This is a genomic window from Paenibacillus herberti, from assembly GCF_002233675.1.
Classification (GTDB): Bacteria; Bacillota; Bacilli; order Paenibacillales; family Paenibacillaceae; genus Paenibacillus_O; species Paenibacillus_O herberti.
Genome location: NZ_NMUQ01000001.1, coordinates 230,316 through 254,670, shown reverse-complemented (window position 1 = coordinate 254,670; position 24,355 = coordinate 230,316). Strand labels below are relative to the sequence as shown.

Genomic DNA, 24,355 nt, shown 5'->3' with positions numbered 1-24,355 from the left:
GGCCACGTGCTCGAAGCAAGTAGCTTTTATTACTTGATTGCGCTCGTTGGCGGCCACGTGCTCGAAGCAAGTAGCTTTTGCTACTTGATTGCGCTCGTTGGCACCCACGTGGTCGAAGCAAGTAGCTTTTGTTACTTGATTGCCCTCGTTCGCGGCCAAGTGGTCGTTTCAAGTAACTTTTGTTACTTGATTGCGCTCGTTGGCGGCCACGTGCTCGAAGCAAGTAGCTTTTGTTACTTGATTGCGCTCGTTGGCGGACCTGTGGCCGAATCAAGTAACTTCGACTACTTGTTCCCGGCCACGCGACCCTTACAGAGCCAACGCGCTGTAACCCACAGCTGCCTAGCCCTGAGCCGGAGCTCCGGCAGCAGCTTCAGCAGGCTGCCCACCTTGTGGCTGAGCCGGCTTGGAGCCCAGCTTCGGCACGGTGCGAATATGCAGCTGCTGCAGCTGAGCCAGATCGACGCGGGATGGAGCGTCGCTGAGCAGGTCGGTTGCGCTCGCCGTTTTCGGGAAGGCGATCGTTTCGCGCAAGTTCGTGCGGCCAGTCAGTAGCATAACGAGACGGTCGAAGCCGAAGGCGATGCCGCCATGAGGAGGCGTGCCATAATCGAAGGCGTCGAGCAGGAAGCCGAATTTCTCATGCGCTTCCTCCATGGAGAAACCGAGCGCCTGGAACATTTGCTCCTGGACATCACGCTTGTAAATCCGCATGGAGCCGCCGCCAACCTCGTAGCCGTTCAATACGAGATCGTATGCTTGAGCGCGAATTGCGCCTGGATCGGTCTCGAACAAATGCAGATCCTCATCCATCGGACGAGTGAACGGATGATGCTCCGCGACATAACGCTTCGCGTCCTCATCCCAGCCGAGTAGCGGGAAGTCAACAACCCAAGCGAACTTAAACGCAGAATCGTCGATCAGTCCCAGCTGGCGGCCGACTTTCAGACGCAGGTTGCCAAGCACGTCTGCAACGACCTTTTTCTTGTCTGCAGAGAAAGTAAGCAAGTCGCCATCTTCAACGCCGAGGCGTTCGGTCAGCGCCTGAATTTCCTCAGGCTTCAGGAACTTAACGATCGGGCCGCGCCATTCGCCGTCCTTCACCGTAATCCAAGCCAGACCTTTGCCGCCATAACGCGCCGCGAACGGCTGCAAATCATCCAGCTCCTTGCGGCTCCAGGTTGCGCAGCCTTTGGCATTCAATGCACGCACAACACCGCCGGAAGCAGCTACGCTGGCGAATACTTTAGCATCGCTGTCCTTCACGATGTCGGTAATATCCTCGATCTCCAGGCCAAAACGCAAATCCGGCTTGTCAGATCCGTACTTGTCGATCGCATCGGCGTAGGTGATGCGCTGGAACGGAGTCGGGATGTCTGCACCGACCGTTTCTTTGAACAGACGCGCTGTAAGGCGCTCCATCATTTCGAGCAGTTGATCTTGGTCGAGGAACGAAGTTTCGATGTCGACTTGGGTGAATTCCGGCTGGCGGTCAGCACGCAGATCCTCGTCGCGGAAACAGCGAGCGATCTGATAGTAACGCTCGATGCCACCTACCATGAGCAGTTGCTTGAAAATTTGCGGCGACTGCGGAAGCGCAAAAAATTCCTCTGGATGGACACGGCTTGGTACGAGGTAATCGCGTGCGCCTTCCGGCGTGCTTTTCGTCAGAATCGGTGTTTCCACCTCAACAAATTGCTCGCCATCAAGGAAGTCGCGGAAAATTTTCGCCGCTTTGGAGCGAAGCAGCAGCGTACGCTGCATCTCTGGACGACGCAGGTCGAGATAACGGTATTTCAGGCGGAGCGACTCGTCCACTTCGATGCCATCCTCAATTGGAAAAGGAGGCGTTTTAGCCGCATTCAACACTTCGATCTCGGTGATGCGAACTTCAACTTCGCCAGTCGCCAAATTCGGGTTGCGGGTTTCTGCTTCACGCTCAACCACTTTGCCTTTAACAGCAAGCACGAACTCGCTGCGAGCGCGGTCAGCAATAGCAAGCGCATCGCCGGAGAAGTCCGGGTTGAACACGATTTGTACAATGCCCGTGCGGTCGCGCAAATCGATGAACAGCACGCCTCCAAGGTCACGACGACGCTGCACCCAGCCCTTCAATTCAACCGTCTTACCAACATCCGCCTTACTCAGGCGTCCGCAATGGATAATTTCACTCATACATTTCCACTCCTTATCGATAGTAACTATTCGCCCTTAATCGCCGCAGCCAGCTCCGCCAGCGACACCATACGCTGCTCGCCAGTGTCCATGCGCTTCAGCGCAATCTGTCCCAAAGCCAGCTCGTCATCGCCTAGAATTCCGGTAAAACGAGCGGCAAAACGATCCGCCGACTTCATCTGCGCTTTCATCTTGCGGCCCTGGTAGTCGCGGTCAGCGGACAAGCCCGCCATCCGCAACACATTCAGCTGGCGGGATACTTCCACTTCCGCCGCCTCACCGAGTGCAACGAGGTACACATCCAGTGGCTGCGCCACTGATTCTGCTCCCTGCTGATGCTCCAGAATCATTACAGTCCGCTCAATGCCAAGGCCAAAGCCAACCCCTGGCTGGTCTGGGCCGCCGATATCGCCGACAAGGCCATTGTAGCGGCCGCCTCCGCCGATCGTATCGATGGCGCCAATTCCTTCTGCTTTGAATTCAAAAGCAGTGTGCGTATAATAATCCAATCCGCGCACAAGGCGGGAATTGATCTCATACGGAATATTCATATCCGTGAGATAAGCCTTCACTTTCTCGAAGTGTACGGTGCACTCTTCGTCAAGGCTGTCCAGAATGGACGGTGCACCCTCAAAATGCTGCTGGTCCACCTTGCAGTCCAGCACGCGCAGCGGGTTGCGATCCATTCGCGATTGGCAGTCTTTGCACAAAATCGAACGCTTCGGCTCCAAGAATTCCAGCAACTTCGCTCGGAATGCAGCCCTTACGGCCGGCGTGCCGACGGAGTTGATTTCCACTCTTACGCCTCTAAGTCCAACTTCCGTGTAAAACGTATAACCAAGTGCGATGACTTCCGCGTCCAACGCCGGTTCAGCCGAGCCTAGAGCCTCCACGCCGAATTGGTGGAATTGTCTGTAACGGCCTGCCTGCTGCCGCTCATAGCGGAACATTGAACCAATGTAATACAGCTTGGTCAGATCCGGCTCGCCGTACAGCTTATTTTCCACATAGGCGCGCACGGCGCCTGCAGTGCCCTCAGGACGTAGCGTCAGGCTGCGCCCGCCGCGATCCTCGAAGGTGTACATCTCCTTCTCCACAATATCTGTCGTCTCGCCGACGCCGCGGCGGAACAGATCCGTCGATTCGAAGATCGGCGTGCGGATCTCGCGGAAATTAAAGCGGCGACAAATTTCTCTCGCCTTGCCTTCTACGAATTGCCAACGTTCTACTGAACCGGGCAGCAGATCCTGTGTACCCGGCATTTTTTGGAATCCCATAATGTACCTCCTGTCTATTCATCGTTCCTTCAATGCTAAAATCAGTTCGCCGAGACGCAAAAAGCTCCCGTCGCCGGCGATAAGAAATCGCCAGGGACGAGAGCTGTATCTCCCGTGGTGCCACCCTGATTCCGGATAACGCAGGAATAATCTCCCTCGCTGATCCGCTTCAATGCGGTTAACGCCCGCCATGCGCATGCGGCTACTGCAGTCGGTTCGCCGAATGTTCTCCGGGATGTCGTTCCTCCAGTCACCATAAAGACGCTTGCAGCCGAAACGACGTCTCTCTCTGAGTATGTACGCTGAAGTACTTGTTCCCATCATCAAAACCATATGTGTGAATTGTCATCATTCTACCGCGCTAAAGGATGCAAGTCAAGGAACCCACCGCAGCCATTCAAAAAAAGTAGCCCGGACAGCGTCCGGGCATCAAGGTGTTCCTATTAAAAAGGGGGTCGAGTACAAGTATATCCCCATTATGTTAAGGGAGCATTCCGCTCAGATTACAGTTGGATGACAAAGTCATTCGCCCTCATTCTCGCCGCGTTCCTTGCGCATCATCGGCCCGGAGCATGCCCAATCCTCAGCGAACTCCAGATCCTCTTCGAGATCCTCCAGCAGCAGCGCCTCGCGCCGATCAGCCAGAAGCAGTCTGCGGGAAGCTCCGCTCAGCTTCAAATCCTTGCGTCCCACTCGCATGACCTACACTTCCTTTCGAGAATTCAGCTATTCGCTCCTGACAGCGGATGCCGCAAATTCATTTCGATAAGTAGTGTTGCCACGCTGGGCCGAACTTAATACGCCGAGCGCGGCTGCTCGCAAATTATGCTTTGATGCTTGCATACCCTTTGATGCTTGCAAATTAAGCTTTGATGCTTGCATACCCTTTGTTGCTTGCAACTTAAGCTTTGCTGTCGAGAATAAGCGTGACCGGTCCGTCGTTGACGAGAGATACATCCATCATCGCTCCGAAACGTCCGGTCTCCACCTTGAGCCCAGATGCTCGCAGAGCGTCGTTGAACGCCTCGTACATCGGCTCTGCCTGCTCAGGGCGGGCAGCGGCCATGAAGTTAGGACGACGCCCCTTGCGGGCATCTCCGTACAGCGTGAACTGTGACACCGACAGAATTTCACCTTCTGCATCGCGCACCGACAGATTCATTTTACGGGATTCATCCTCAAAAATACGCAAATTCGCGATCTTATCGGCCATCCAGCGAATATCCGCCTCTTCGTCCTCATGGGTCAAGCCCACGAGCAGCATAAGCCCACGCCCGATACGTCCTGTCGAGGTTCCCTCTACCGTTACCTCTGCCGAGGAACAGCGCTGTACAACCACCTTCACTACCTCTTCCCCTTCCTACTGCATGATGCGCTGTACCGAATAAATATCCTTTACGCGCTTGATCTTGTCGACCACCGACTGCAGATGCTCAATATTGCGGATGAGGATCGTCATGTGGATGATGACCATCTTGTTGCGTCCGGTCCGTCCCGTCACAGCAGATATGTTCGTCTTGGACTCCGATACCGCCTGAAGCACTTCGTTAAGCAGGCCGCGATGATCGTAACCGGTAATCTCGATGTCTACGCTGTAGTTGGATTCCGCAAGCTCCTCCCACTCAACCTCGATCACGCGTTCCGTATCTTCTCTATCGCCTTCATAAGGAATGTTCGTGCAATCCCGGCGATGGACGCTGATGCCGCGTCCACGCGTGATGTAGCCGACGATGTCGTCGCCCGGAACCGGATTGCAGCAGCGGGCAAAACGCACTAGCAAGTTATCGATTCCCTTAACGGTAACTCCGCCAGTAGCCGCTTTTTTGCGAGTTCCCGGAGATTTAACCTCCACTGGCTCGCTCGTCAGCTCGATCTGCTGAGCAGCCTCGGCTTCTCGGCGCATTTTCTCTGTCAGCTTGGTGCAAATCTGAGCAGCGGTAATGCCGCCAAAGCCGATGGCAGACATCATATCCTCGGGATCGTGGAAGGTAAACTTGGCAGCGGCTTCCATCAGCTTGTCCTCTGTCATCCAGGCCGAAGGCTCCAGTCCGAGACGTTTCAGCTCGCGCTCCAGCGCTTCCCGACCTTTGATGACATTTTCCTCGCGGCGCTCTTTTTTGAACCATTGCTTGATCTTGGTGCGCGCATGGGAGGACTTGGTGATTTTCACCCAGTCTTGGCTTGGTCCATAAGAGTGCTTGGAAGTAAGAATTTCGACGATATCGCCGGTTTTCAGCTTATGATCAAGCGGTACAATACGTCCATTGACCTTGGCTCCAATTGTGCGGTTGCCAACTTCCGTATGAATCCGATAAGCGAAGTCGAGCGGCACGGACCCGGCGGGCAACTCGATGACCTCTCCCTTGGGCGTAAACACAAATACAAGATCGGAGAAAAAGTCCATCTTGAGCGATTCCATGAATTCAGAGGCGTCCTCTGCCTCGTTCTGAAGCTCCAGAATTTCGCGGAACCAACTCATCTTGTCTTCAATATTACCTGTCGGGACGGTACCTTCTTTGTAAGCCCAGTGCGCGGCAACGCCGTATTCACTCGTCCGATGCATGTCCCAAGTGCGGATCTGCACCTCGGTCGGCTCCCCGTTCGGTCCAACAACCGTCGTATGCAGCGACTGATACATGTTAGCCTTAGGCATAGCCACGTAGTCTTTGAAACGACCAGGCATCGGCTTCCACAGCGTGTGGATGATGCCAAGAGTGGCGTAACAGTCCTTGATGTTGTCCACGATGATGCGGATCGCCATCAAATCATAAATTTCATTGAACTGTTTGTTGCGCATCGTCATCTTGCGATAGATGCTGTAAATATGCTTGGGCCTGCCGGAAATGTCGCCTTCAATACCCATTTCCTCAATCTTCTCGGTGATTCGCCCAATAACCTGGAAAATGAAGTCCTCACGCTCGGCGCGTTTTTTCTTCATCAGGTTGGCGATCCGATAGTATTGCTGCGGATTGAGATAACGCAGGGCGACGTCTTCCATCTCCCACTTGATGGCGGAAATGCCTAACCGATGCGCGATTGGACAGAAAATCTCCAGCGTCTCATAAGCGATACGTCGCTGCGCTTCCTCCGATTGGAACTTGAGCGTGCGCATATTGTGCAGCCTGTCGGCAAGCTTAATTAGAATGACTCGGATATCTTGTGCCATCGCGACGAACATTTTACGATAATTCTCGTTTTGATGCTCCTCTTTGGAGCGGAACTTGATCTTCTCCAGCTTGGTCAGGCCATCGACCAGCATAGCGCAGGTATCGCCGAAGCGAGCTCGTACCTGCTCGACCTCAACGGTCGTGTCCTCAACGACATCATGCAGCAGCGCTGCAATGATCGAGGTCACATCCATCTGCATGTTTACAAGAATCTCAGCCACGGCCACTGGATGGAGGATGTAGGGCTCTCCGGACTTGCGTACCTGGCCATGATGGGCCTGGTCTGCAAACTCGTAGGCCTCTCGGATTCTGGCCAGATCCTGATCCTTCATATAAGTCGACGCCTTAGCGAGTAGTTGGTCTATGCCCATGAAACTTCCTTTCCATCCTTGAGTGTCAGGATTCGACTCCAGCCGTGTCCCAGTACCTACGAAAATTGGTTTAACTCCTATTATGCCTCCATTGTGCAGCGTCCGTCAACTTCCACGGTTCACGCGCTGTTGAAGGCTCCGTCACCCTGCGAAAGAAGAAATTCTGCAATAAATAAAAGTACAAAAAAAGACAGGACGGACGGAACGCCCGAACCTGTCTTCCATTATTTCCTGAGAAATAATTAATATTTAATGAGCGAGAAAACGTCGATTCCATCCAGCTTTTCATGGCCGTTCAGGTATGACAGCTCGATCAGGAAGGACGCGCCAACTACTTCTCCGCCTAACTGGCGGATCAGGTTCATCGTCGTGGCGATCGTACCGCCGGTTGCCAGCAGATCATCAGCGATGAGCACGCGCTGTCCTGGTTTGATTGCATCCTTGTGGACGGCCAATTTGTCTTTGCCGTATTCCAGATCATAAGATGCTTCTACGGTTTCCCCAGGCAGCTTGCCGCTTTTGCGGATCGGCACGAAGCCAACTCCGAGCGCAAGCGCAAGCGGTGCGCCAATGACGAAGCCGCGAGCCTCAGGTCCAGCGATAAGGTCGATTTCCTTGTCTTTCAGTGCCACTTTCATATCTTCAATGGCAGAGCGGTATACTTCACCGTTGCCAAGCAAGGTTGTGATGTCCTTGAAACGAATACCTGGTTGAGGGAAATCCTCGATAACGCGAATATAGTCTTTGTAGTTCATAATTAATAATCTCCTTTGGTCCTTCTTTAATTAAGCTATAACATGCTGTCGCCCAGGAAATTGCCCTAACCAGTGACGGATCGGATCGCTCTCACCGTGAAGTAAAACAGCCAGTTCTTGCTCTTGAATCGCCTTCTTGTAGGAAGTCGATTCGGACAAGTCCCGCTTGGCGGGAGTACTGTTCACTGTCCAGCCTTCTGTATCCAGTCGGATGAAGTCCAGCTCTGCAAAAACGTTCAGGGCAAGCAGCGCTGCATCGGGCGGACAGCCCGCTTGCGCGGAGAGCCGTTTTGCAGCCTCCGTACTTGTGCCTGGGAGAGGGCTGAGCCGCTTGAGCCAACCGTATAGGTCAACCATGCGCTTTCTCTCTATCCAATCTATCTGTTCGTCAGAGCGATTCCGGCGGAACAACAAGTGCAGAGCAGCGATCTCCGGCGATTGTTCGATGGAATGCTGCAAGTCCGTCCATGAGGCTGGATGCTCCAGCAGCACGAGCTCGCGACAGCTGAAACCGTCAGCCGGCAGATGAGCTGGATGATAAACTTGAATGACTGAGCCCTTCATTCCACTCGATCCTGCAGCTGCCGATTGCTGATGCAGCTGTGGCGGCAGCGCTCGCTCTGAACCGACAACTGCGACTGATGAGCCTTCTTTCAGAAGACGTTCCTGCAAACGAAGCAGCATAGCAATAGGATCTCTATTACCACGCATATCGTATACCCTCGGCTCGCTAACACGCAAATCGCGGATCATCAGCTGCGCCCTTCGCTTGCCGTTCCACTCATTAACGCTAAGCTCGCCGACCACATCAGCCGAGCTACTGCCGGAGAGCCCCTCCGCCAGCTCGCCGAGTCCGAAGCCGATTGCATCCAGCGAGGACGAGTCTCCCCGGCCTCCAAGAGTCAGCTTCAGATGCGTGTTTCCTTTGCCTATTGTCCTGAGCTCCGCCAGTTGCGAAGCTTGCACCAGAACCTTTGGCACCGGATTGCCGCTGCCGAACGGCTCCAGCCGTGACAGCTCTTGAATCGTCTGCAACGTTGCTTCCGCAGGACTGCATACCAGATCAATTTTGCTGACCGCTACGTAATCCTCCGGCTTCAGCTGGCGCGCCGCTTCTACACACAACCCCTGCTCCAATGCTTCCAGATGTTCATGTTTCAGCGTCATACCAGCCGCAGCCGCGTGTCCGCCATAATGCTCCATCAGATGGCTGCATGTTCGCAGAGCTTCATATAGGTCATAACCGGGAATAGAGCGAGCGGAACCTTTGCACAGGCCTGTGCTCTCATCCAGCCCAAGCAGCACGGCGGGGCGATAATGCCGCTCCAGCAGCTTGGAAGCTACAATCCCAATGACACCAGGGTTCCATCCAGCGCCCGCTAGGACGATAACGCCTGGATGCGGCTCTCCTGCCGCATTTGCGCGACGGCAGCGTTCCTCCCAGGCCGCTTCGGCTGCCTTCGTAATCTCTTCTACAACCGCGCGGCGCTGAATGTTAAGTTGATCTAGACCAGTAGCTAACCGAGCCGCTTCCATGACATCCTCTGAAATTAAAAGCTGCACAGCGGTGCCGGCATGCTCCAAGCGGCCCGCCGCATTGATTCTCGGTCCCATTTGGAAGCCGATATCAGAGGCGCTCACCGTTTCGATGGCCGTCCCGCTCACCTCAGCAAGCGCCTGGAAGCCAGGACGCGTTGCACGCTGCATCGTTTGCAGGCCGCAGCGCACGAGAATTCGATTCTCGTCTGTAAGCGGCATGAGATCCGCTATTGTGCCCAGCGCTGCGATGTCGCTCCATTCCAGCGGCGCCCGTCCAAGCAGCGCTTGAGCGAGCTTGAAGGCAACTCCTGCACCAGCCAGCCCTTTGAACGGGTAGGGACAACCCCGCTGCTTGGGATTAACGATGGCATCTGCTTCCGGCAAAATATCCGGCGGCTCATGATGATCCGTCACAACAACGGACAGGCCAAGCGACCTGGCATGGGCGATCTGCTCCACCGCGCTGATGCCGTTGTCTACCGTCACAATCAGCGAGAAACCATCTGCAGCCGCCTGCTCCACCGCAGCAATATTCATTCCGTAGCCTTCCTTCATGCGATGCGGAATGTAATAATCATGCCGCAAGCGGAGCTCACGGAACAGATGAAGCATCAGCGAAGTTGAAGATACACCGTCAGCGTCATAATCACCGTACACGAGCACCTTCTCATCATGCTCCACCGCCAGCCGGATACGCTTAACTGCCGCTTCCATACCGAGCAGCAAGTAAGGATCATGCAGCCCCTCAACTCCTGCACTGAGGAATTGAGTCGCCGTCTGCGGCGTACTCTGTCCCCGCAGCACGAGCAATCGAGCAGCCAGCGAGGATAAGCCGAGCTCAGCAGATAACGTCGCTGCCATTTCCTCTCCGCTCCTGTCCAGCGTCTCTATGCTCCACCGGGTTCTGGACGGTATCAAGAGCTGTCACCTTCCTTCCGCAACAAACGCTGCCGCTAAAGGCGGCAGCGTCAACTTACCTGATTATTGTAATAATGTCGGAATATGATCCTGGTTGGGATCATGATTGGATTTGTATGGATAGCCGGGATTGTAAGGCTCTACACAAATTTTGACTTCAACGATCTGCAAGAACCGTTTCTGAACCAGCAGCTTCACACGGCGCGCGATTTCGGCGCCTTCCAGCACTGAAATGCGTGGATTGACGCTGATGACGATATCCGCTGTCAGCTTTCCACCGCTATTCGAAGGATGGGCAGCCTCTACAGTCACAACGCCATCAACACGCTGGATGAGCTCCATGAGATCTCCCGCCAGCTCGCTGTCCACCTCGCGAGTCTCGCTCCTCTGCTTGCCAGATTGCATAATAAGTCCGTAGCCCTTGCATACGATGATGATGCCGATGAATGCGGAAGCCAGCGGATCCATATACAGCATCCACTCAATGCCGCGTTCGCCACCCGCCCATGCCGCACCAGCCCCGGCAGCCGCGATTAGCGAAGACAGCCATTCCGTTGCAGGTACTGCGCCGCGTATCAGCCATAGTCTCAGCGCGAGGCATATCGGCACGGCAAATGCAGCTGGCCATCTCGGATACTCGTCTAGTGATGACAGCATATTCTGGACTGCAAGCATCGCGACTTCCAGACCGATGAGCATGAGCAGAATGGAAAATAGATAAGCTGGCGCATGCTCTCCGCCCCCAAGCTTGAAGCGGCGAGGCCGCCGCGCTGCAGTCTCGCTATGCGACAGATAACTGCCGCATGCGTCTCCAGCAGAACGGAAAGCATCGGAGAGCACTGCAGTGCTTCCAAGCAATGCACCCGACGCTCCTTTAACCAGCGCGAGCCCCACATGGATAAGCGGTTCCCTCATGCCAGCGACAGCAGCGGGCTGCCGGTTAATAGCCATTTGGCCGCCTCCTGACTAAGAAGCAGTTGGGTTGCCCGTAGGCAGCTGCTTCTGCTTAGACTTCTTCTTCAAGAGCAGCCACAGTGGGCTTGCGATGAAGATGGAGGAATACGCTCCGCAGACCAGGCCGATCAGCATGGCGAGCGAGAACAGACGAATCGACTCACTACCGAAGACGTAAAGCGCCGCGGCGGCGAACAACACGGTAATTGCTGTGTTGATCGAGCGGGTCATCGTCTGCCATACGCTGTCGTTGACCAGCTTACGCAAGTCATCGTCAGACTTAACTTTGGCAAAACGCAGATTTTCGCGGATCCGGTCAAAAATAACGATCGTATCATTAATCGAATAACCAATGATGGTCAGAACGGCGACGATGAAGGGCAAGTTGACCTCCAGTCGAAACACCGAGAAAATGCTGATGACAAGGAAGGCATCATGAACGAGCGAGACAACCGCCGCGAAGCCAAAGCGCCATTCAAAACGGATTGCCATGTAAATGACGATCGCAACGCTGGCAACAATCATCGCCTTCAAAGCATTCCATTGCATCTCACGAGCAATTTCAACGTCGACGGTATTTACCTCGACAGACGAACTCGGATCGAACTTCGTTTTAAGATCGGTTTTAAGCTTATTTTCTTGCGTTTGGGAAAGTACCTCATCAAAGCGGATCGTCATCCGATCCTGGCCAAAGGTCGGCGGATTATGCTTGCCGTACTCGCCTTCAGTGAGGAACGTCTCAATCTGAGCGCGCTGGCCCTCTAAATTTTTAGTCGATTGCACGTCAACGCTGGAACCTGACTTAAAGTCTACGCCATAATTGAGGCCGAGCGTCGCCAGCGAGATGATACCAGCAAGCGTGACAACGATAGCAAAAATATAAAAATACTTGCTGTAACGGACAAAGTCAATCCGGGATTCCTTAGAGTGCACGAATCTCACTCTCCTTTACGCCATAATAGCCCGGTTTGACGAACAAGCCGCTCTTGATCATAAGCCAGAGCAAGTATCGGGAAACCAACACATTGGATATAAGGCTGATCAGTACGCTAAGCAACAGCGTAATCGCAAAGCCTTTGACCGAGCCAACCCCGATAAAGAACAATACGAGCGATGCAATAATCGTCGTGACGTGGGAGTCGATAATCGTCCGCAGTGACGTTTTGGAGCCAGCGCGGAACGCGCTGAGCAGGCTCTTGCCGTTGCGCAGCTCTTCCTTAATCCGCTCCGCAGTAATGATATTCGCATCAACGGCGATACCGATACCGAGGATGAATGCCGCGATGCCGGGCAGCGTCAACGTCGCGTCAAGCGCGATATGCGCCGCAAGCAGCAGCCACGTATAAATGATCAGCGACACGCTTGCCGCGAGTCCAGGAATACGATAAAAAACAAGCATGAATAGGACGATGAATACCGTGCCGATTAAACCGGCAAAAATGGTATCTTGGAGCGATTGCTTGCCCAGCGTCGCGCCCACAGACTGGCTATACTTGACCTCCAGCTTCAGCGGAAGAGCGCCTAGGTTAATCGTATCACGCAGTTCCATCGCTTCTTCGCGGGTGAAAGTACCCGTAATGGAAGCTTCGCTGCTAGGGATTTCCCCGCTTACTGCAGGAGCCGAAATCTGTTCGTCATCCAAATAGATCGCGAGAGCATTTTTACCTGTCGATGCCAGCTTGGCCACCTCGCGGGTAACCTCAGCAAACTTTGAAGCATCCTTGAGCTTAATAGCGATAACAAACTGATTCAATCCATCCTGCTGAACGGAAGCGCCGTTCTCCTGGAAGTCCTGGCCGGTCAGCTCGATTTTGCAGTAGCCTGCATCGTCGGCGCAGCCACGCATACTGCGGAATGTCAGATTGGCTGGCTTCACAAGCGTCTCGCGCAACTCAGCTTCCTTGTCTTCCGCCATGTCGGCAATACGAATGCGGATCCGGTCCGACCCTTCCGTAGTAACCTCCGGCTCCGAGGCGCCGTTCTGGTTCACCCGTTTCTCAAGGCTCTTAGCCGTTTCATTCAACGATTCCTTCGTTACACTGCCGCCTTCGTACAATGGCGTAGCCTGGTACAGAATCTCAAATCCGCCCCTGAGATCTAGGCCTAACCTTGATTTTTCAAATAGGGCGGGACTTGTTGCACCAATGACGCCTAAGCTTACGACGACAATGAGCAGGAATGCGAGCATCCGTTTCATATGCCTGATGTTCCCCCTTAAGTTCTCAATCATATCTATTATAGCGATGCGTAAAAATGGAGTCAAAATGAAACGAAATTTAAGTCCTATCTTTAGACTCTTTTTATTGAGAGTTGTTCTGCTTTCGGTAGCTGGATGGAGACAATGAATGGTAGTTCTTGAAAGCTCGCGTGAACGCAAACAGCGTCGGATAACCGAGAGAATAGGCGATTTCAGTGACGGAAGCCGATGTGGTCAGCAGCATTTCCTTTGCTTTATTCATTTTTACATTGGCAATATAATCTGTTGGCGAAATTCCTGCGGACTTCGTAAATATAGTGGAGAAATAAGTACGGTTCAATCCCGCAAAGTTCGCAACCTGTTGCACCGTGATGCCTTCTGTCGCATGCAGCTTGATATAGTCCATGGAATGAGCAATCGAGCCCTTTTTCACGGTTTGGTCCCTTTCAGGTGCTTCACCAAGTTGAATGAAATACGAAAAAAACCGGTACAACATGCTTTTGAGCTCCAGACATGTTGCAATTGGATCTCGCCCTTCCGCCCTCAGCTCTTCAAAAATACCCTCGATCATTACCTGAAGCTGGGCATTCCATTTACCCCTTCGACATGGCGCCTCCGGCTTAAAACCTGCGTATGCCAGCAACCCCTCCATTCCCGGTCCATCGAATCTCAGCCATGCGAGCTGAAGTGTGTCCCGATCATTTTCTCTGTAATACACATAGGTCCGGTTGGGATACATGCAAAAAACATCTCCGGCTTGCAGCACCGTTCGCTTCCCGCCGCTCTCTACAACGAGACTGCCTTCCCTGACAAAATGAATACTATAACATTCAATTCTCCGCGGCCCGACCCGATAGCCCGGCTTGGCGATGCCATGCCCTGCTCTTAACAACCAGAAAGGGCCCTCTATGTCCATTTCTGTAGGGGAATAATAGAGGAACTCAGCAAACTCAATATCATATTCCAGCATCATTCCTCACTCCATTCGTAATTTCAAGAAATCAAACAAAATGATAAATTCATCATACAATTTGCCATTCCCCGCGAATACCCCTTTTTTTATAATCGAATGGAGGAGGCGGACAAATGAAAAAACCTAATGTTCTCTTGATTACGAGCGATCAGCAGCACTGGGACACTATTGGCGCTTTTAATAGCGAGATCCATACACCTAATCTGGATCGGCTTGTGCGCCAAGGGACTACATTTAATCGGGCTTACTGCCCTAATCCGACCTGTACACCAACCCGCGCGTCGATCATTACCGGCATGTATCCGAGCCAGCATGGCGCTTGGACGCTAGGTACCAAGTTGATGGAGGATCGCCATACAGTAGGGGAGGATTTTTTAGCAGCTGGTTACCAGACTGCACTGGTGGGGAAGGCACATTTTCAGCCACTTAGCTCAACCGAGGAATTTCCTTCCCTGGAAGCCTACCCTGTCCTGCAGGATCTAGAATTCTGGAAAAATTATAAAGAAAACTTCTACGGCTTCAATCATGTAGAACTGGCCAGGAACCATGTGAATGAAGCTCATGTAGGGCAGCATTACGCATTATGGCTGGAGGAAAAGGGTTGCGACAACTGGCGGGACTACTTCCTGCCGCCTACCGGCACGATGGACCGAACCCAAATGTACACCTGGCCGATCCCGGAGGAATTCCATTACAATACGTGGATTGCAGAACGCACAAACGCCTTGCTTGAGCAATATCAATCAAATGACGAAAGCTTCTTCCTATGGTCGAGCTTCTTCGACCCTCATCCCGAATACTTAGTTCCGGAGCCATGGGATTCCATGTACGACCCGGATCAGCTGACGATTCCAACGATGGTTCCAGGTGAGCATGACAAGAACCCGCCGCATTTTGCCAAGACGCAAGAGGATAAACCAGACTTCTCTGATTTAGCCGAAACCGGTAAAGGCATTCATGGCTATCGTTCGCATAACTACTATGAATACGGCCATCAGCCAAAACTAACGGATTATGATAAGAAAAAGCTGGTCGGCGTTTATTATGGAATGGTCACCATGATGGACAAATATATTGGCCACATTTTAGACAAGCTTGATGAGCTTGGAATTGCAGACAACACCATCGTTGTGTTCACAACGGATCACGGCCATTTCTTCGGTCAGCATGGCTTGCAGGCTAAAGGCGGCTTCCACTACGAGGATTTGATCAAACTTCCGTTTATCGCCCGTTACCCAGGCCATATTCCTGCAGGTCAGAGTAGCGAAGCCATTCAATCTCTGGTCGATCTGGCTCCTACATTTTTGTCGTTCTGCGATATTGGGATCCCATATGCGATGACCGGCGTCGATCAGAAAAAGGTTTGGCTAGGCGAATCCGGAAAGGCCAGAGATCATGCGATTTGCGAGTTCAGACATGAACCAACGACAATCCACCAAAAAACCTATGTGGACTCGCGCTACAAAATCACGGTTTATTACAACCAGACGTATGGTGAAATTTTCGATTTGCAAGAGGATCCTCAAGAGTTGAACAACTTATGGGATGATCCGGCAACAGCAAGTCTCAAGTCAGAGCTGCTTCTGAAGTATGTTTGGGCCGAGCTTGGCAAAGAATCGATGCCGATGCCGCGAGTTTCCGGAGCTTAGACTGCTCTCTTGTAAGGTTGCATAGCCCATTTACAGAAAAAGGTACAGTCGCCTCAGCTTTGTTGAGGAACTGTACCTTTTTCCTTTAATTAAACTCGCCATTAAGGCTAGGCGCCTGCCACGCGCTCATCGTCAAATAGTTCATCAGTTGCTGCGGCTTGAGCGACAAAATATCGTTTACCAGCCGATGCAAAAGCGGGTCCCCGCTTTTCTTATATTTCGACTTCACACAATCCCATATATCTTGCGCCACGACTGATTCATAACCGATCCACCGAAACTCCTCCGCCTTGCTTTCGCAAAGGGAGAACAGTTCAATGATAATCTCATCTTCCGTTAAGTCCGCTCCATATTCCACTGTATCCCAAACCTCCGTCATCCGGCCTGCCGCCTCCCTATGCTGCTCGTAACTTCCAGCCGTTGCTCTGCTCAACTCCTTCGACACAGGGACGCCAATTCCTGCCCACCGAGATATCTTCCGCCGAAAAAGACAGACATGCCCCCTACCCACTGTCGCATAAACTGCTAATACGGACGTGCTCTGTGCTGCCCCTTGCGGCGCCTGGCGGAGCCGATATCGGATGCGGAAAAGGAAGGTTGCTATGACGAAACAAACATTCATTAAAGGAGCGATGATTCTGCTAGCGGCAGGAGTCATCAATCGAATTCTCGGCTTCGTCCCGCGCATTGCGCTCCCGCGTGTTATCGGCGCGGAGGGAGTCGGCCTTTACCAGCTCTGTTATCCTTTCCTCGGCGTGCTGCTGACACTTATAACGGGTGGCATTCCAGTCGCGGTCGCCAAATGGGTCGCCGAGGCCGAGTCACAGGGAGACAGCAACAAGGTCAGGCAAATTTTCCGGACGGCGATGGGCCTCACGATCACCCTTGCGCTGTTAATGACCGGAACGATGCTCGTCAGTGCGAAGTGGATTACAACGAGAGTACTGACCGACCCCAGGGTATACGAAGCATTTCTCGTCATGACACCTATGCTGCTCATTATTGGTATTTCCTCCGTTTATCGCGGCTACTTCCAAGGTAGGCAAAATATGATTCCGACGGCGCAGTCTCAGGTCGTGGAAACGATTCTGCGTATTGCCGCTCAGCTGACGCTGGCCGCACTGCTGCTGCCGATGGGCTTACAGTGGGCTGCCGCAGGAGCGATGATGGGAACCGTCCTTGGCGAAGTGGCAGCATTGGCCGTCATGCTTGTCCATGCCCGGAAGGATCGACGGGACTATCGGCCGGCAGATCCGCAGGATGGACCTGGCGCTGATCTGGCCACAGGCGACTTACTGAATTTGGGAACAACGGCCGTACTGAAAGTGAACCTCCCCGCGCCAGGAGTAAAATCAAGCGGATCGGTGCCACTGAAACCGGTAGAGGCTAAACATCGCGGCCGTCGCGCTCCCTTATTGCGAAGGCTGCTTCGCTTATCTATGCCGATTACAGGCAGCAGACTGGTCGGTTCGCTCTCCTACTTGGTGGAATCGATTCTGACTGTCCGCAGCCTGGCCACAGCCGGTATCGCTATCGGCGCCGCCACAGCCCAGTACGGAGCACTGCAAGGCATGATTCTCCCTCTGATCCTGTTGCCTACGGCGCTAACTTACTCACTGTCCGTCTCACTCATTCCTTCGCTTTCATCTGCTGCGGCGAGAGGCGACCGGGCCGCCATCCACAAGCGGCTTCATCAATCGCTCCGGCTCTCTCTTGTCTGCGGTGCACCATTTGTCGTCATCATGGGTTTGTTGGCCGAACCTCTCGTCCGTCTGCTCTACAATCATGCGGAGATCGCGCCGCTGCTCGCGCTGCTCGCTCCGGCAGGCATCTTCATCTACTTGCAAGGTCCCCTGCAGGCGACGTTGCAGGCGCTCGACAAACCTGGCATCGCCCTTATGAATACGATGGTCGGCGCCGCCGTCAAGCTCTTTCTGATCGTGGAGCTGACATCGCGGCCAGAGCTCGGCATTTATGGAGCCGTCATCGCTATTACGGTCAACTACATTCTCGTGACGCTGCTGCACGGAATCAGCGTGCTTCGTATCTCCGGCTACCGCATGAAGCTGCCAGACTTTATCAAAGTAGGAGCAGCGATGATTATTATGGGAGCCGCTTGCCGCTGGATCATGTCGCATCATCCGCTGACGCTGGAGTGGATCGGGCTGCTTGTAGCCTGTGCTACGAGCGCATTAATCTATATCCTGCTCATGGCAATAATGGGCATCATTGACCGCCATGACCTGCAACGGATACCCGGAATCGGGCGTTGGTTTTAAACATGCCAAAAAAGCAGCCGTGGTCGGCTGCTTACTTTTTGTTGTTGGCATCAACGAATAACTCACCCTTGTGATCCACTGAGCAGAAAAACACCTGTTTATAGTCCGACACATTGAACTTGCGCAGCTGCTGCTTTAACCAGAAGCGGTTCTTGCCAAGCTTCTCCAGGCTCTGGTCTTGCACCTTGCCATCCATGATAATTGGGATCGGGAGTGCCTCGAAGCGGTAGCTGACCGGCAGTTCCATTTTTACCCGTGCTCCTCCCCTAGTCCCGCTCTCATCTTGGCCCTCGGGCATGCTCTTCATCGAGCTCCCTTTTTCAATTGACGAGGGATCCGTTTTACTGCCATCGTTGCTGTTACTGCTTTCCTCTTGATCCTTTTCAAACACCGACAGCTTGCCGCTCGTTTCCAAAATTGCGAACTCGACGTCGGATACCCGAGCGACTTGGTTTTCCCGGAGCTGCTGCAGCAAATCGTCGAGATTATAACGCTGCTTTCTCATCTCATTCTGATTGAGCTTGCCTTTCTCGATAATGACGCTTGGCTTGCCGTCAAACAGAAGCCGAATACGGCGATTTTTCATGCTAATAAACGCAATCAATACTTGAATCGCCATTAAGGCCACCATCGGTACGATGCCATCCAGCATCGGCCTATCCGTATCCTCAATGACGAGCACGGCAATTTCGGCGATCATGAAAGAGATCACGACGTCAAATACGCTCATTTTGCCGATTTCCCTTTTCCCCATCATGCGCATGATCAGGAACACGACAAAGTAGATCAGAACGGTACGCAGCAGGAGCGTTCCGAATTCCATAACTATCACGCCTCCCTCTCGGGCACTGCCCTCATCAAGGGGTATTGTCGGCTTTCTTCCGCGCGTCCATGCGCATTAGCAGTCGTTGAAATGTTGCCAATTCCTCCTCATACCGGGAAGCTCAGGAGCGCCTGTACTAATTCCCCCGGCTTCACCATATGGTGGAGTAGACAAACAAGTAAACAATCGATGGAGGGTGATTCCCATGAATTCGATCAAAAGCGTGCCGAAAATGCACCTCAGTTCTCCGATGCTTGCTGGAATAGTTTCCGCGAGCCTCTGGCTCTCGCTTGGAGCGCTGCTGATGTCACTGCTGCTTTACGGGGGCAATCTCAGCGAAAATTCATTACCAGCATGGTCGCTCGGCATTCACGGCACAGCAGCCCTGTGCGGCGGTTTCACCTCTGGCAAACGCAGTCGCGCCAAGGGCTGGTATCACGGTGGAGCACTTGGCGTGATTTATGGCCTAATGGTGCTCATGATCAGCTTTCTGGCTGCTGATGCGGGTATGAGCGCACGGACGGGAATCATGTTTCTTATCGTCACTCTGGCGGGAGCTCTTGGCGGCATGGTCGGTGTGAATTTGCGCAAATAATCTGGCATTAAATGAGAATCGTGTAAATATCAAGCTGTTATGCTATACTTGTTCCGTTCATTCGTCGGCTCCCGACTTTCGGATGACGCATCAGGTTGACCTTTAGGGGGAAGTATAATGGCTATCTTCTATTCCATGAATCAAATTACTCTGTATACGGTATTAACATCCATTGTGCTGATTGGCTTTGGCATCGGTGGCAATCCTCTGAAGGTTGTTTGGATGCTCATACGCAATTTAACAACTAATCGGCGCTTTCTGCTGTTGTTCGCTTCCTTGCTCGGAATTTTGTTTCTGAACAAGTTTGAACTCAAGCTGGAGAAAATGATGAACCCGCCTCCGGATTTTACACATGTCGTACAGCGCTTCGAAGGCGGATTCGTCGAGGGCTTTCAGCAGTTGTTTTACGCGCCCTGGCTGACGCCATTTCTGGCCTTCTTTTATATTGTCGTGTTCCAATCCGTACTTGTTGCCTCGCTTGCCATATACATGTACCAGGATCGCAGCGGCCGACAATTCACTGCAGTATGTTATGCGGTTATGATTAATTACTTGGTCGCGATCCCGTTTTATCTGTTCCTCCCAGTCAACGAGGTATGGGCTCATGATCCGAACGTGAAGTTCTACATGCTGGAAGCGTTCCCTGCCTTTGAAACGATGTACAGAGGGTTGTCAGGTTTGGATAACTGCTTGCCTAGTCTGCACACATCCATCTCGGTGACGATGGCGCTGCTCGCAGCTCGCTCCGGTAACAAACGTTGGGCGTGGTTTGCCGGCATCAACGCCGCTATTATAATTTTCAGCATTTTCTATATGGGCATCCACTGGCTGACAGATATGCTTGGCGGTCTCGTCCTCGCTACCTTCGCGGTGGCATTGGCTTACCGACTCGCTGATCTTAAAACGGTACGTGAACGAGTTCCTTCTGTACGTACTTGATTTAGGTTTTGAAAAGGGGCCGTCCCAAAAGTCATCTTTAGATGACTTAGGGACGGCCCCTTAGTTATTTAGGCCTCTAGTACCCTATAGGCTGATGGCGCTGCATCGTTTTCGATATATGAATGGTCAAGCTAAGCGCTCCGAGTTTCATTCGTCCATTAATTCAAACACCTTCCTCCATGCGTAACGGATCTGAGAAGACTTATTTCAACAAAATGGAGTTTTCGAGGCGTAACGGATCTGAGAGACGCTACTGAGGGCATTTCGCGGGAATTTCATCATTTCTCGGGCTGGCCCCCCTAATTCTGGAGAGTTCAGGGCGAAATAGGTTTGAATCGAAGTATAGCTTCCTTTTTTTCGCAAATACGCTCATCGGGCCCGTTTGTACGAGGATACATCTGGATTGTTTCGGCAATCCATTGCATGAACTCGGCTGGGGATCGCTTTCCTAAGCTCTGGTGCATCTTGCGGTGGTTGTAGAAATCCATGAACGAATCCACGGCCTGAAACGCCTCTTCATACGTAGCAAAGCGCTCCTTACTCAATAACTAGCGCTCCAACGTGGCATGGAACGACTCGATACAGGCATTCAAGTTGGACGTTTTCGGAGGGATTCGTTCATTTCTCCAAACGCCTTGCTCACAAACTAAGGGCCATTGTCCGTTGGAATAACGGTGTCACTCGACGGCACTTTGTTTATATGACAGTCACTGTCATATAAATAAGTTATACTGGAGCAAATAAACGAACAGTATGGGCTGTTAAGGAGGAGAGATCATGAAGGGAGAACGTCTGCTGGAGCTGCTGCTTCTGTTGCAAGCCGAAGGCAAGCTTAACTCAAAGGAGCTAGCCCGACGATTAGAGGTATCCGAGCGGACTATCCATCGGGATATGGATGCACTCAGCGCGGCTGGCGTACCCGTCCTCTCTGAGCGCGGCAACAGCGGCGGCTGGCGATTGATGGACGGTTATCGAACCCGTCTGACCGGGCTAAATGTTGACGAGTGGAAGGCGCTGTTATTGGCTTCACAGAGCCGGGCCGCCCATGATCTCGGCTGGTCCTCCACTTTGGACAGTGCATTGCTCAAGCTGCGCGCAGCGCATCCACATGCTGCCCTGCCGCATGCTGAAGGTCTTCAGTCCAGACTGCTAATGGACGGTGCGGACTGGCATTCTGCGCAGCAGGAACATCCCTATTTGAGCTTGCTCATGGAGGCAGTGCTGCAAGACCGCATGCTTCGCTTGCGCTATGGCAGCCGGGATATCGCGAGCGTGTCCGTGACCGGAAAAGCAGCGGAATGGCGTCTTGCAGAGCCGCTAGCGCTCGTGCTCAAGGGCAGCTCCTGGTACCTCATTGCGGACGAGCGAACAGATGCGGTACACAATCCTATCGAGCAGGATGAATCTGCTGAGGAAAGTCCCTATCACCAAGAGCCGGTCCGCGCAACTGCCAATCAGCGCAAAACGTTCCGCATCTCTCGTATTCTCGAGGCAGAGTTAGATGACGGCTCCTTCAAACGGCCGGCTGACTTTGAGCTGGCCGCTTGGTGGGCTGATTCGCTCGAGCGCTTCCGAATGACGCTGCCGCAGCCGTTCCAGTGTCGGCTGCTGCTCGCGCCGGATGCGTTGGATCGGCTTCGAAGGATGCGGTATGTACGCATCGCGGAAGCGACAATTCGGCCCTGGGCGGCGGACTCCGCCTGGGATGCCGGAGAATCCGCTACTGCAGCGGGTCACTATCAAGCCGGCGAGCAGTCCGTAACTACTGCAGACAGCAGACAGCCTGGCGAACACTCCACTGCTGCTGCGGCAGACAGCAGACTGCCTGGCGAACACTCCACTGCTGCTGCAGACAGCAGGCAGCCTAGCGAGCAGTCCGTAGCAGGAGCGGGCCTGTGCCGCTGCCCGGATGCCAGCTGGCTGCAGGGAGAGGTGGAGTTCGATACGGCAGACTATGCCGCCGGATTGATTCTTTCACTGGTTCCCGGCGCCATCGTGCTGGAGCCGCAAGAGCTGCGGCAGCGCGTCCGTGAGCTGGCGCTGGAAGCTGCCTTGCAACACGCGCCTTAAGAGCCGTCCCGCACAGGCAGCGGCAGCAATGCAATGAAAAAGAAGCCTGCAACCCCAAGATGGGGCGGCAGGCTTCTTAAAACGAAAGGAATGTATCGTGAAAGGCGTACCTTCCAGGAAACATTCCTTATCCTAAACAGTGATTAAAGTGTGCCTTCTGGCTCAACTTTGTCGCTTTTCTCTTCTTTTACAGAAGCGGCTTTAACCTCGCTCGGAGCTGGCGCACTATGAAGAATCGTGTTGATGGCGCTGCGCTCAAACGTAATGCGGGTCGTATCGTTGACACGCAGAACAGCCGTATCATCGGTCAGCTCTGTAATCGTGCCATGCATGCCGCCAATCGTGGAGATTCTGTCACCCTTCTTGAGAGAGCCTAGCAGAGCGTTGCGGGCTTTCTGTTTTTTCTGCTGTGGACGAATCAACAGGAAATAGAACACCACGAACATAAGCACGAATGGAAGAATCATCCCCCAAGGACTTCCACTTCCACCGCCAGTTGCTAAAAACATAACAATAACCCCTTTCGTATACTCTACGGATTAAAACCCTTTGTCATTGTCGTGCAGGCCGTACATCGTGAAGAACTCATCCCGGAAATCCAGAAGTCGATCCTCCATAATCGCCTGGCGTACGCCACGCATCATCTCCAGCAGGAAATGCAGGTTATGGTAGCTCGTCAGTCGGATGCCGAATGTCTCGTCCGCTTTAATAAGATGGCGGAGATAGGCTCGGGAATAGTTAACACATGTATAACAAGAGCACTTCGGATCAAGCGGACCAAAGTCCTCTGCATACTTGGCGTTGCGGATGTTCACGCGGCCCTCGCTCGTCATCGTCGTGCCGTTGCGCGCGATACGGGTAGGCAGCACGCAGTCGAACATGTCGATGCCGCGGATCGAGCCTTCCAAAAGAGCATCCGGCGAACCAACTCCCATTAAATAGCGGGGTTTATTATCCGGCAGCAACGGAACCGTCTCTTCTAGAACTTCGTACATCAGATGTTTAGGCTCTCCAACACTCAGACCACCAATAGCATACCCCGGAAAATCTAGGGAAGTCAAATCAGCCGCGCTCTGGCGGCGCAGATCAGCATGCATGCCGCCTTGCACGATCGCGAACAGCCCTTGGTCCTCTGGACGGGCATGCGCCTTCAAGCAACGCTCCGCCCAGCGGGTCGTGCGCTCCAGCGAATTCTTGATGTATTCGTACTCGGCCGGATACGGAGGGCACTCATCAAATGCCATCATAATGTCGGAGCCAAGTGCATTCTGAATCTCCATTGCTTTTTCAGGAGAAAGGAATAGCCGGTCGCCGTTCAGATGGGAGCGGAATTCCACTCCCTCCTCTTTGATTTTGCGCATATTGCTGAGCGAGAACACTTGGAAACCGCCGCTGTCCGTCAAAATCGGGCGATCCCAATTCATGAACTTGTGCAGGCCGCCGGCTTTTTGGATCAGCTCATGGCCGGGACGCAGCCACAGATGGTAGGTGTTGCTTAAAATAATATGGGCATCCATCCCCTTGAGCTCTTCCGGGCTCATCGTCTTAACGGTAGCCTGCGTACCAACTGGCATGAATGCCGGCGTCTCAATGACGCCATGCGGGGTATGAACACGGCCTAGCCGCGCTCCGGATTGCTTGCATACTTTAATTAGTTCGTAAGTTACAGCCACA

The 24,355-nt window shown here is 53.1% G+C and carries 21 protein-coding genes and 1 other annotated feature; of the genes, 5 read left to right on the top strand and 16 right to left on the bottom strand.

Features of this window, described 5'->3' with window-relative positions; all coding sequences use genetic code 11:
• Nucleotides 1–342: 342 nt before the first annotated feature.
• From aspS to CGZ75_RS01180, 11 genes are all read right to left on the bottom strand, one after another.
• Nucleotides 343–2,175 carry an aspartate--tRNA ligase gene (gene aspS / locus CGZ75_RS01225; protein WP_089522407.1) on the bottom strand — a complete coding sequence of 611 codons (1,833 nt, stop codon included), beginning with the start codon at nt 2,173–2,175 and terminating at the stop codon, nt 343–345.
• Between the two features lie 26 nt (nt 2,176–2,201).
• Nucleotides 2,202–3,452: a histidine--tRNA ligase gene (gene hisS, locus CGZ75_RS01220; protein WP_089522405.1), complete on the bottom strand. Its 1,251-nt coding sequence runs from the start codon at nt 3,450–3,452 to the stop codon at nt 2,202–2,204.
• An 89-nt stretch (nt 3,453–3,541) separates the two neighbouring features.
• Nucleotides 3,542–3,785 (bottom strand) — a binding site (T-box leader).
• 189 nt (nt 3,786–3,974) lie between these two features.
• Nucleotides 3,975–4,151 carry a hypothetical protein gene (locus CGZ75_RS24955; protein WP_176444631.1) on the bottom strand — a complete coding sequence of 59 codons (177 nt, stop codon included), beginning with the start codon at nt 4,149–4,151 and terminating at the stop codon, nt 3,975–3,977.
• A gap of 202 nt (nt 4,152–4,353) precedes the next feature.
• Nucleotides 4,354–4,797 carry a D-aminoacyl-tRNA deacylase gene (gene dtd, locus CGZ75_RS01215; protein WP_089522403.1) on the bottom strand — a complete coding sequence of 148 codons (444 nt, stop codon included), beginning with the start codon at nt 4,795–4,797 and terminating at the stop codon, nt 4,354–4,356.
• A gap of 15 nt (nt 4,798–4,812) precedes the next feature.
• The gene (locus CGZ75_RS01210) at nt 4,813–6,990 is read right to left on the bottom strand and encodes a RelA/SpoT family protein (protein WP_089522401.1); all 2,178 of its coding nucleotides are present in this window, start codon (nt 6,988–6,990) and stop codon (nt 4,813–4,815) included.
• Nucleotides 6,991–7,232: 242 nt separating this feature from the next.
• Nucleotides 7,233–7,745, bottom strand: coding sequence for an adenine phosphoribosyltransferase (locus CGZ75_RS01205; protein ID WP_089522399.1), 513 nt, complete (start codon nt 7,743–7,745; stop codon nt 7,233–7,235).
• A gap of 30 nt (nt 7,746–7,775) precedes the next feature.
• The gene (gene recJ / locus CGZ75_RS01200; protein WP_089522397.1) at nt 7,776–10,145 is read right to left on the bottom strand and encodes a single-stranded-DNA-specific exonuclease RecJ; all 2,370 of its coding nucleotides are present in this window, start codon (nt 10,143–10,145) and stop codon (nt 7,776–7,778) included.
• 120 nt (nt 10,146–10,265) lie between these two features.
• Nucleotides 10,266–11,153, bottom strand: a complete 888-nt coding sequence (locus CGZ75_RS01195; RefSeq protein WP_089522395.1) for a cation efflux transmembrane domain-containing protein — start codon at nt 11,151–11,153, stop codon at nt 10,266–10,268.
• A gap of 15 nt (nt 11,154–11,168) precedes the next feature.
• Nucleotides 11,169–12,089, bottom strand: a complete 921-nt coding sequence (gene secF / locus CGZ75_RS01190; protein WP_245850657.1) for a protein translocase subunit SecF — start codon at nt 12,087–12,089, stop codon at nt 11,169–11,171.
• On the bottom strand, nt 12,079–13,353 hold the full coding sequence (gene secD, locus CGZ75_RS01185) for a protein translocase subunit SecD (protein ID WP_089522393.1): 1,275 nt from the start codon (nt 13,351–13,353) through the stop codon (nt 12,079–12,081). Before secD ends, secF begins: the two co-directional genes overlap by 11 nt.
• A gap of 103 nt (nt 13,354–13,456) precedes the next feature.
• Entirely contained in the window at nt 13,457–14,326 is an 870-nt protein-coding gene (locus tag CGZ75_RS01180; RefSeq protein WP_089522391.1) for an AraC family transcriptional regulator, read from the bottom strand.
• A gap of 113 nt (nt 14,327–14,439) precedes the next feature.
• Between CGZ75_RS01180 and CGZ75_RS01175 the strand changes: the two genes are divergently transcribed.
• Nucleotides 14,440–15,975 (top strand): sulfatase family protein, encoded by a 1,536-nt coding sequence (locus CGZ75_RS01175; RefSeq protein ID WP_089522389.1) that lies wholly within the window; start codon nt 14,440–14,442, stop codon nt 15,973–15,975.
• An 85-nt stretch (nt 15,976–16,060) separates the two neighbouring features.
• Here CGZ75_RS01175 and CGZ75_RS01170 read toward each other — a convergent pair whose 3' ends face one another.
• Nucleotides 16,061–16,420, bottom strand: coding sequence for a post-transcriptional regulator (locus CGZ75_RS01170; protein ID WP_342745634.1), 360 nt, complete (start codon nt 16,418–16,420; stop codon nt 16,061–16,063).
• A gap of 157 nt (nt 16,421–16,577) precedes the next feature.
• On the opposite strand from CGZ75_RS01170, the gene CGZ75_RS01165 reads away from it, so the two are divergent.
• On the top strand, nt 16,578–18,254 hold the full coding sequence (locus CGZ75_RS01165; protein WP_089522387.1) for a putative polysaccharide biosynthesis protein: 1,677 nt from the start codon (nt 16,578–16,580) through the stop codon (nt 18,252–18,254).
• Between the two features lie 31 nt (nt 18,255–18,285).
• Here the strand turns inward: CGZ75_RS01165 and CGZ75_RS01160 are convergent, their stop codons facing one another.
• Complete coding sequence (locus tag CGZ75_RS01160; protein ID WP_089522385.1) at nt 18,286–19,077, bottom strand: DUF421 domain-containing protein; 792 nt, start codon at nt 19,075–19,077, stop codon at nt 18,286–18,288.
• 205 nt (nt 19,078–19,282) lie between these two features.
• Here CGZ75_RS01160 and CGZ75_RS01155 point away from each other — a divergent pair, with 205 nt between their 5' ends.
• Both CGZ75_RS01155 and CGZ75_RS01150 read left to right on the top strand, forming a co-directional pair.
• Entirely contained in the window at nt 19,283–19,672 is a 390-nt protein-coding gene (locus CGZ75_RS01155; RefSeq protein WP_089522383.1) for a TIGR04086 family membrane protein, read from the top strand.
• Nucleotides 19,673–19,789: 117 nt separating this feature from the next.
• Entirely contained in the window at nt 19,790–20,611 is an 822-nt protein-coding gene (locus CGZ75_RS01150; protein WP_089522381.1) for a phosphatase PAP2 family protein, read from the top strand.
• Between the two features lie 314 nt (nt 20,612–20,925).
• Here the strand turns inward: CGZ75_RS01150 and CGZ75_RS01145 are convergent, their stop codons facing one another.
• Nucleotides 20,926–21,156 (bottom strand): IS3 family transposase, encoded by a 231-nt coding sequence (locus tag CGZ75_RS01145; RefSeq protein ID WP_089522379.1) that lies wholly within the window; start codon nt 21,154–21,156, stop codon nt 20,926–20,928.
• Between the two features lie 232 nt (nt 21,157–21,388).
• On the opposite strand from CGZ75_RS01145, the gene CGZ75_RS01140 reads away from it, so the two are divergent.
• Nucleotides 21,389–22,681 (top strand): helix-turn-helix transcriptional regulator, encoded by a 1,293-nt coding sequence (locus tag CGZ75_RS01140; RefSeq protein WP_089522377.1) that lies wholly within the window; start codon nt 21,389–21,391, stop codon nt 22,679–22,681.
• Between the two features lie 143 nt (nt 22,682–22,824).
• On the opposite strand, the gene yajC is transcribed toward CGZ75_RS01140, so the two are convergent.
• Complete coding sequence (gene yajC, locus CGZ75_RS01135; RefSeq protein ID WP_089522375.1) at nt 22,825–23,190, bottom strand: preprotein translocase subunit YajC; 366 nt, start codon at nt 23,188–23,190, stop codon at nt 22,825–22,827.
• A 30-nt stretch (nt 23,191–23,220) separates the two neighbouring features.
• Nucleotides 23,221–24,354, bottom strand: coding sequence for a tRNA guanosine(34) transglycosylase Tgt (gene tgt / locus CGZ75_RS01130; RefSeq protein ID WP_089522373.1), 1,134 nt, complete (start codon nt 24,352–24,354; stop codon nt 23,221–23,223).
• Nucleotide 24,355: the final 1 nt, after the last annotated feature.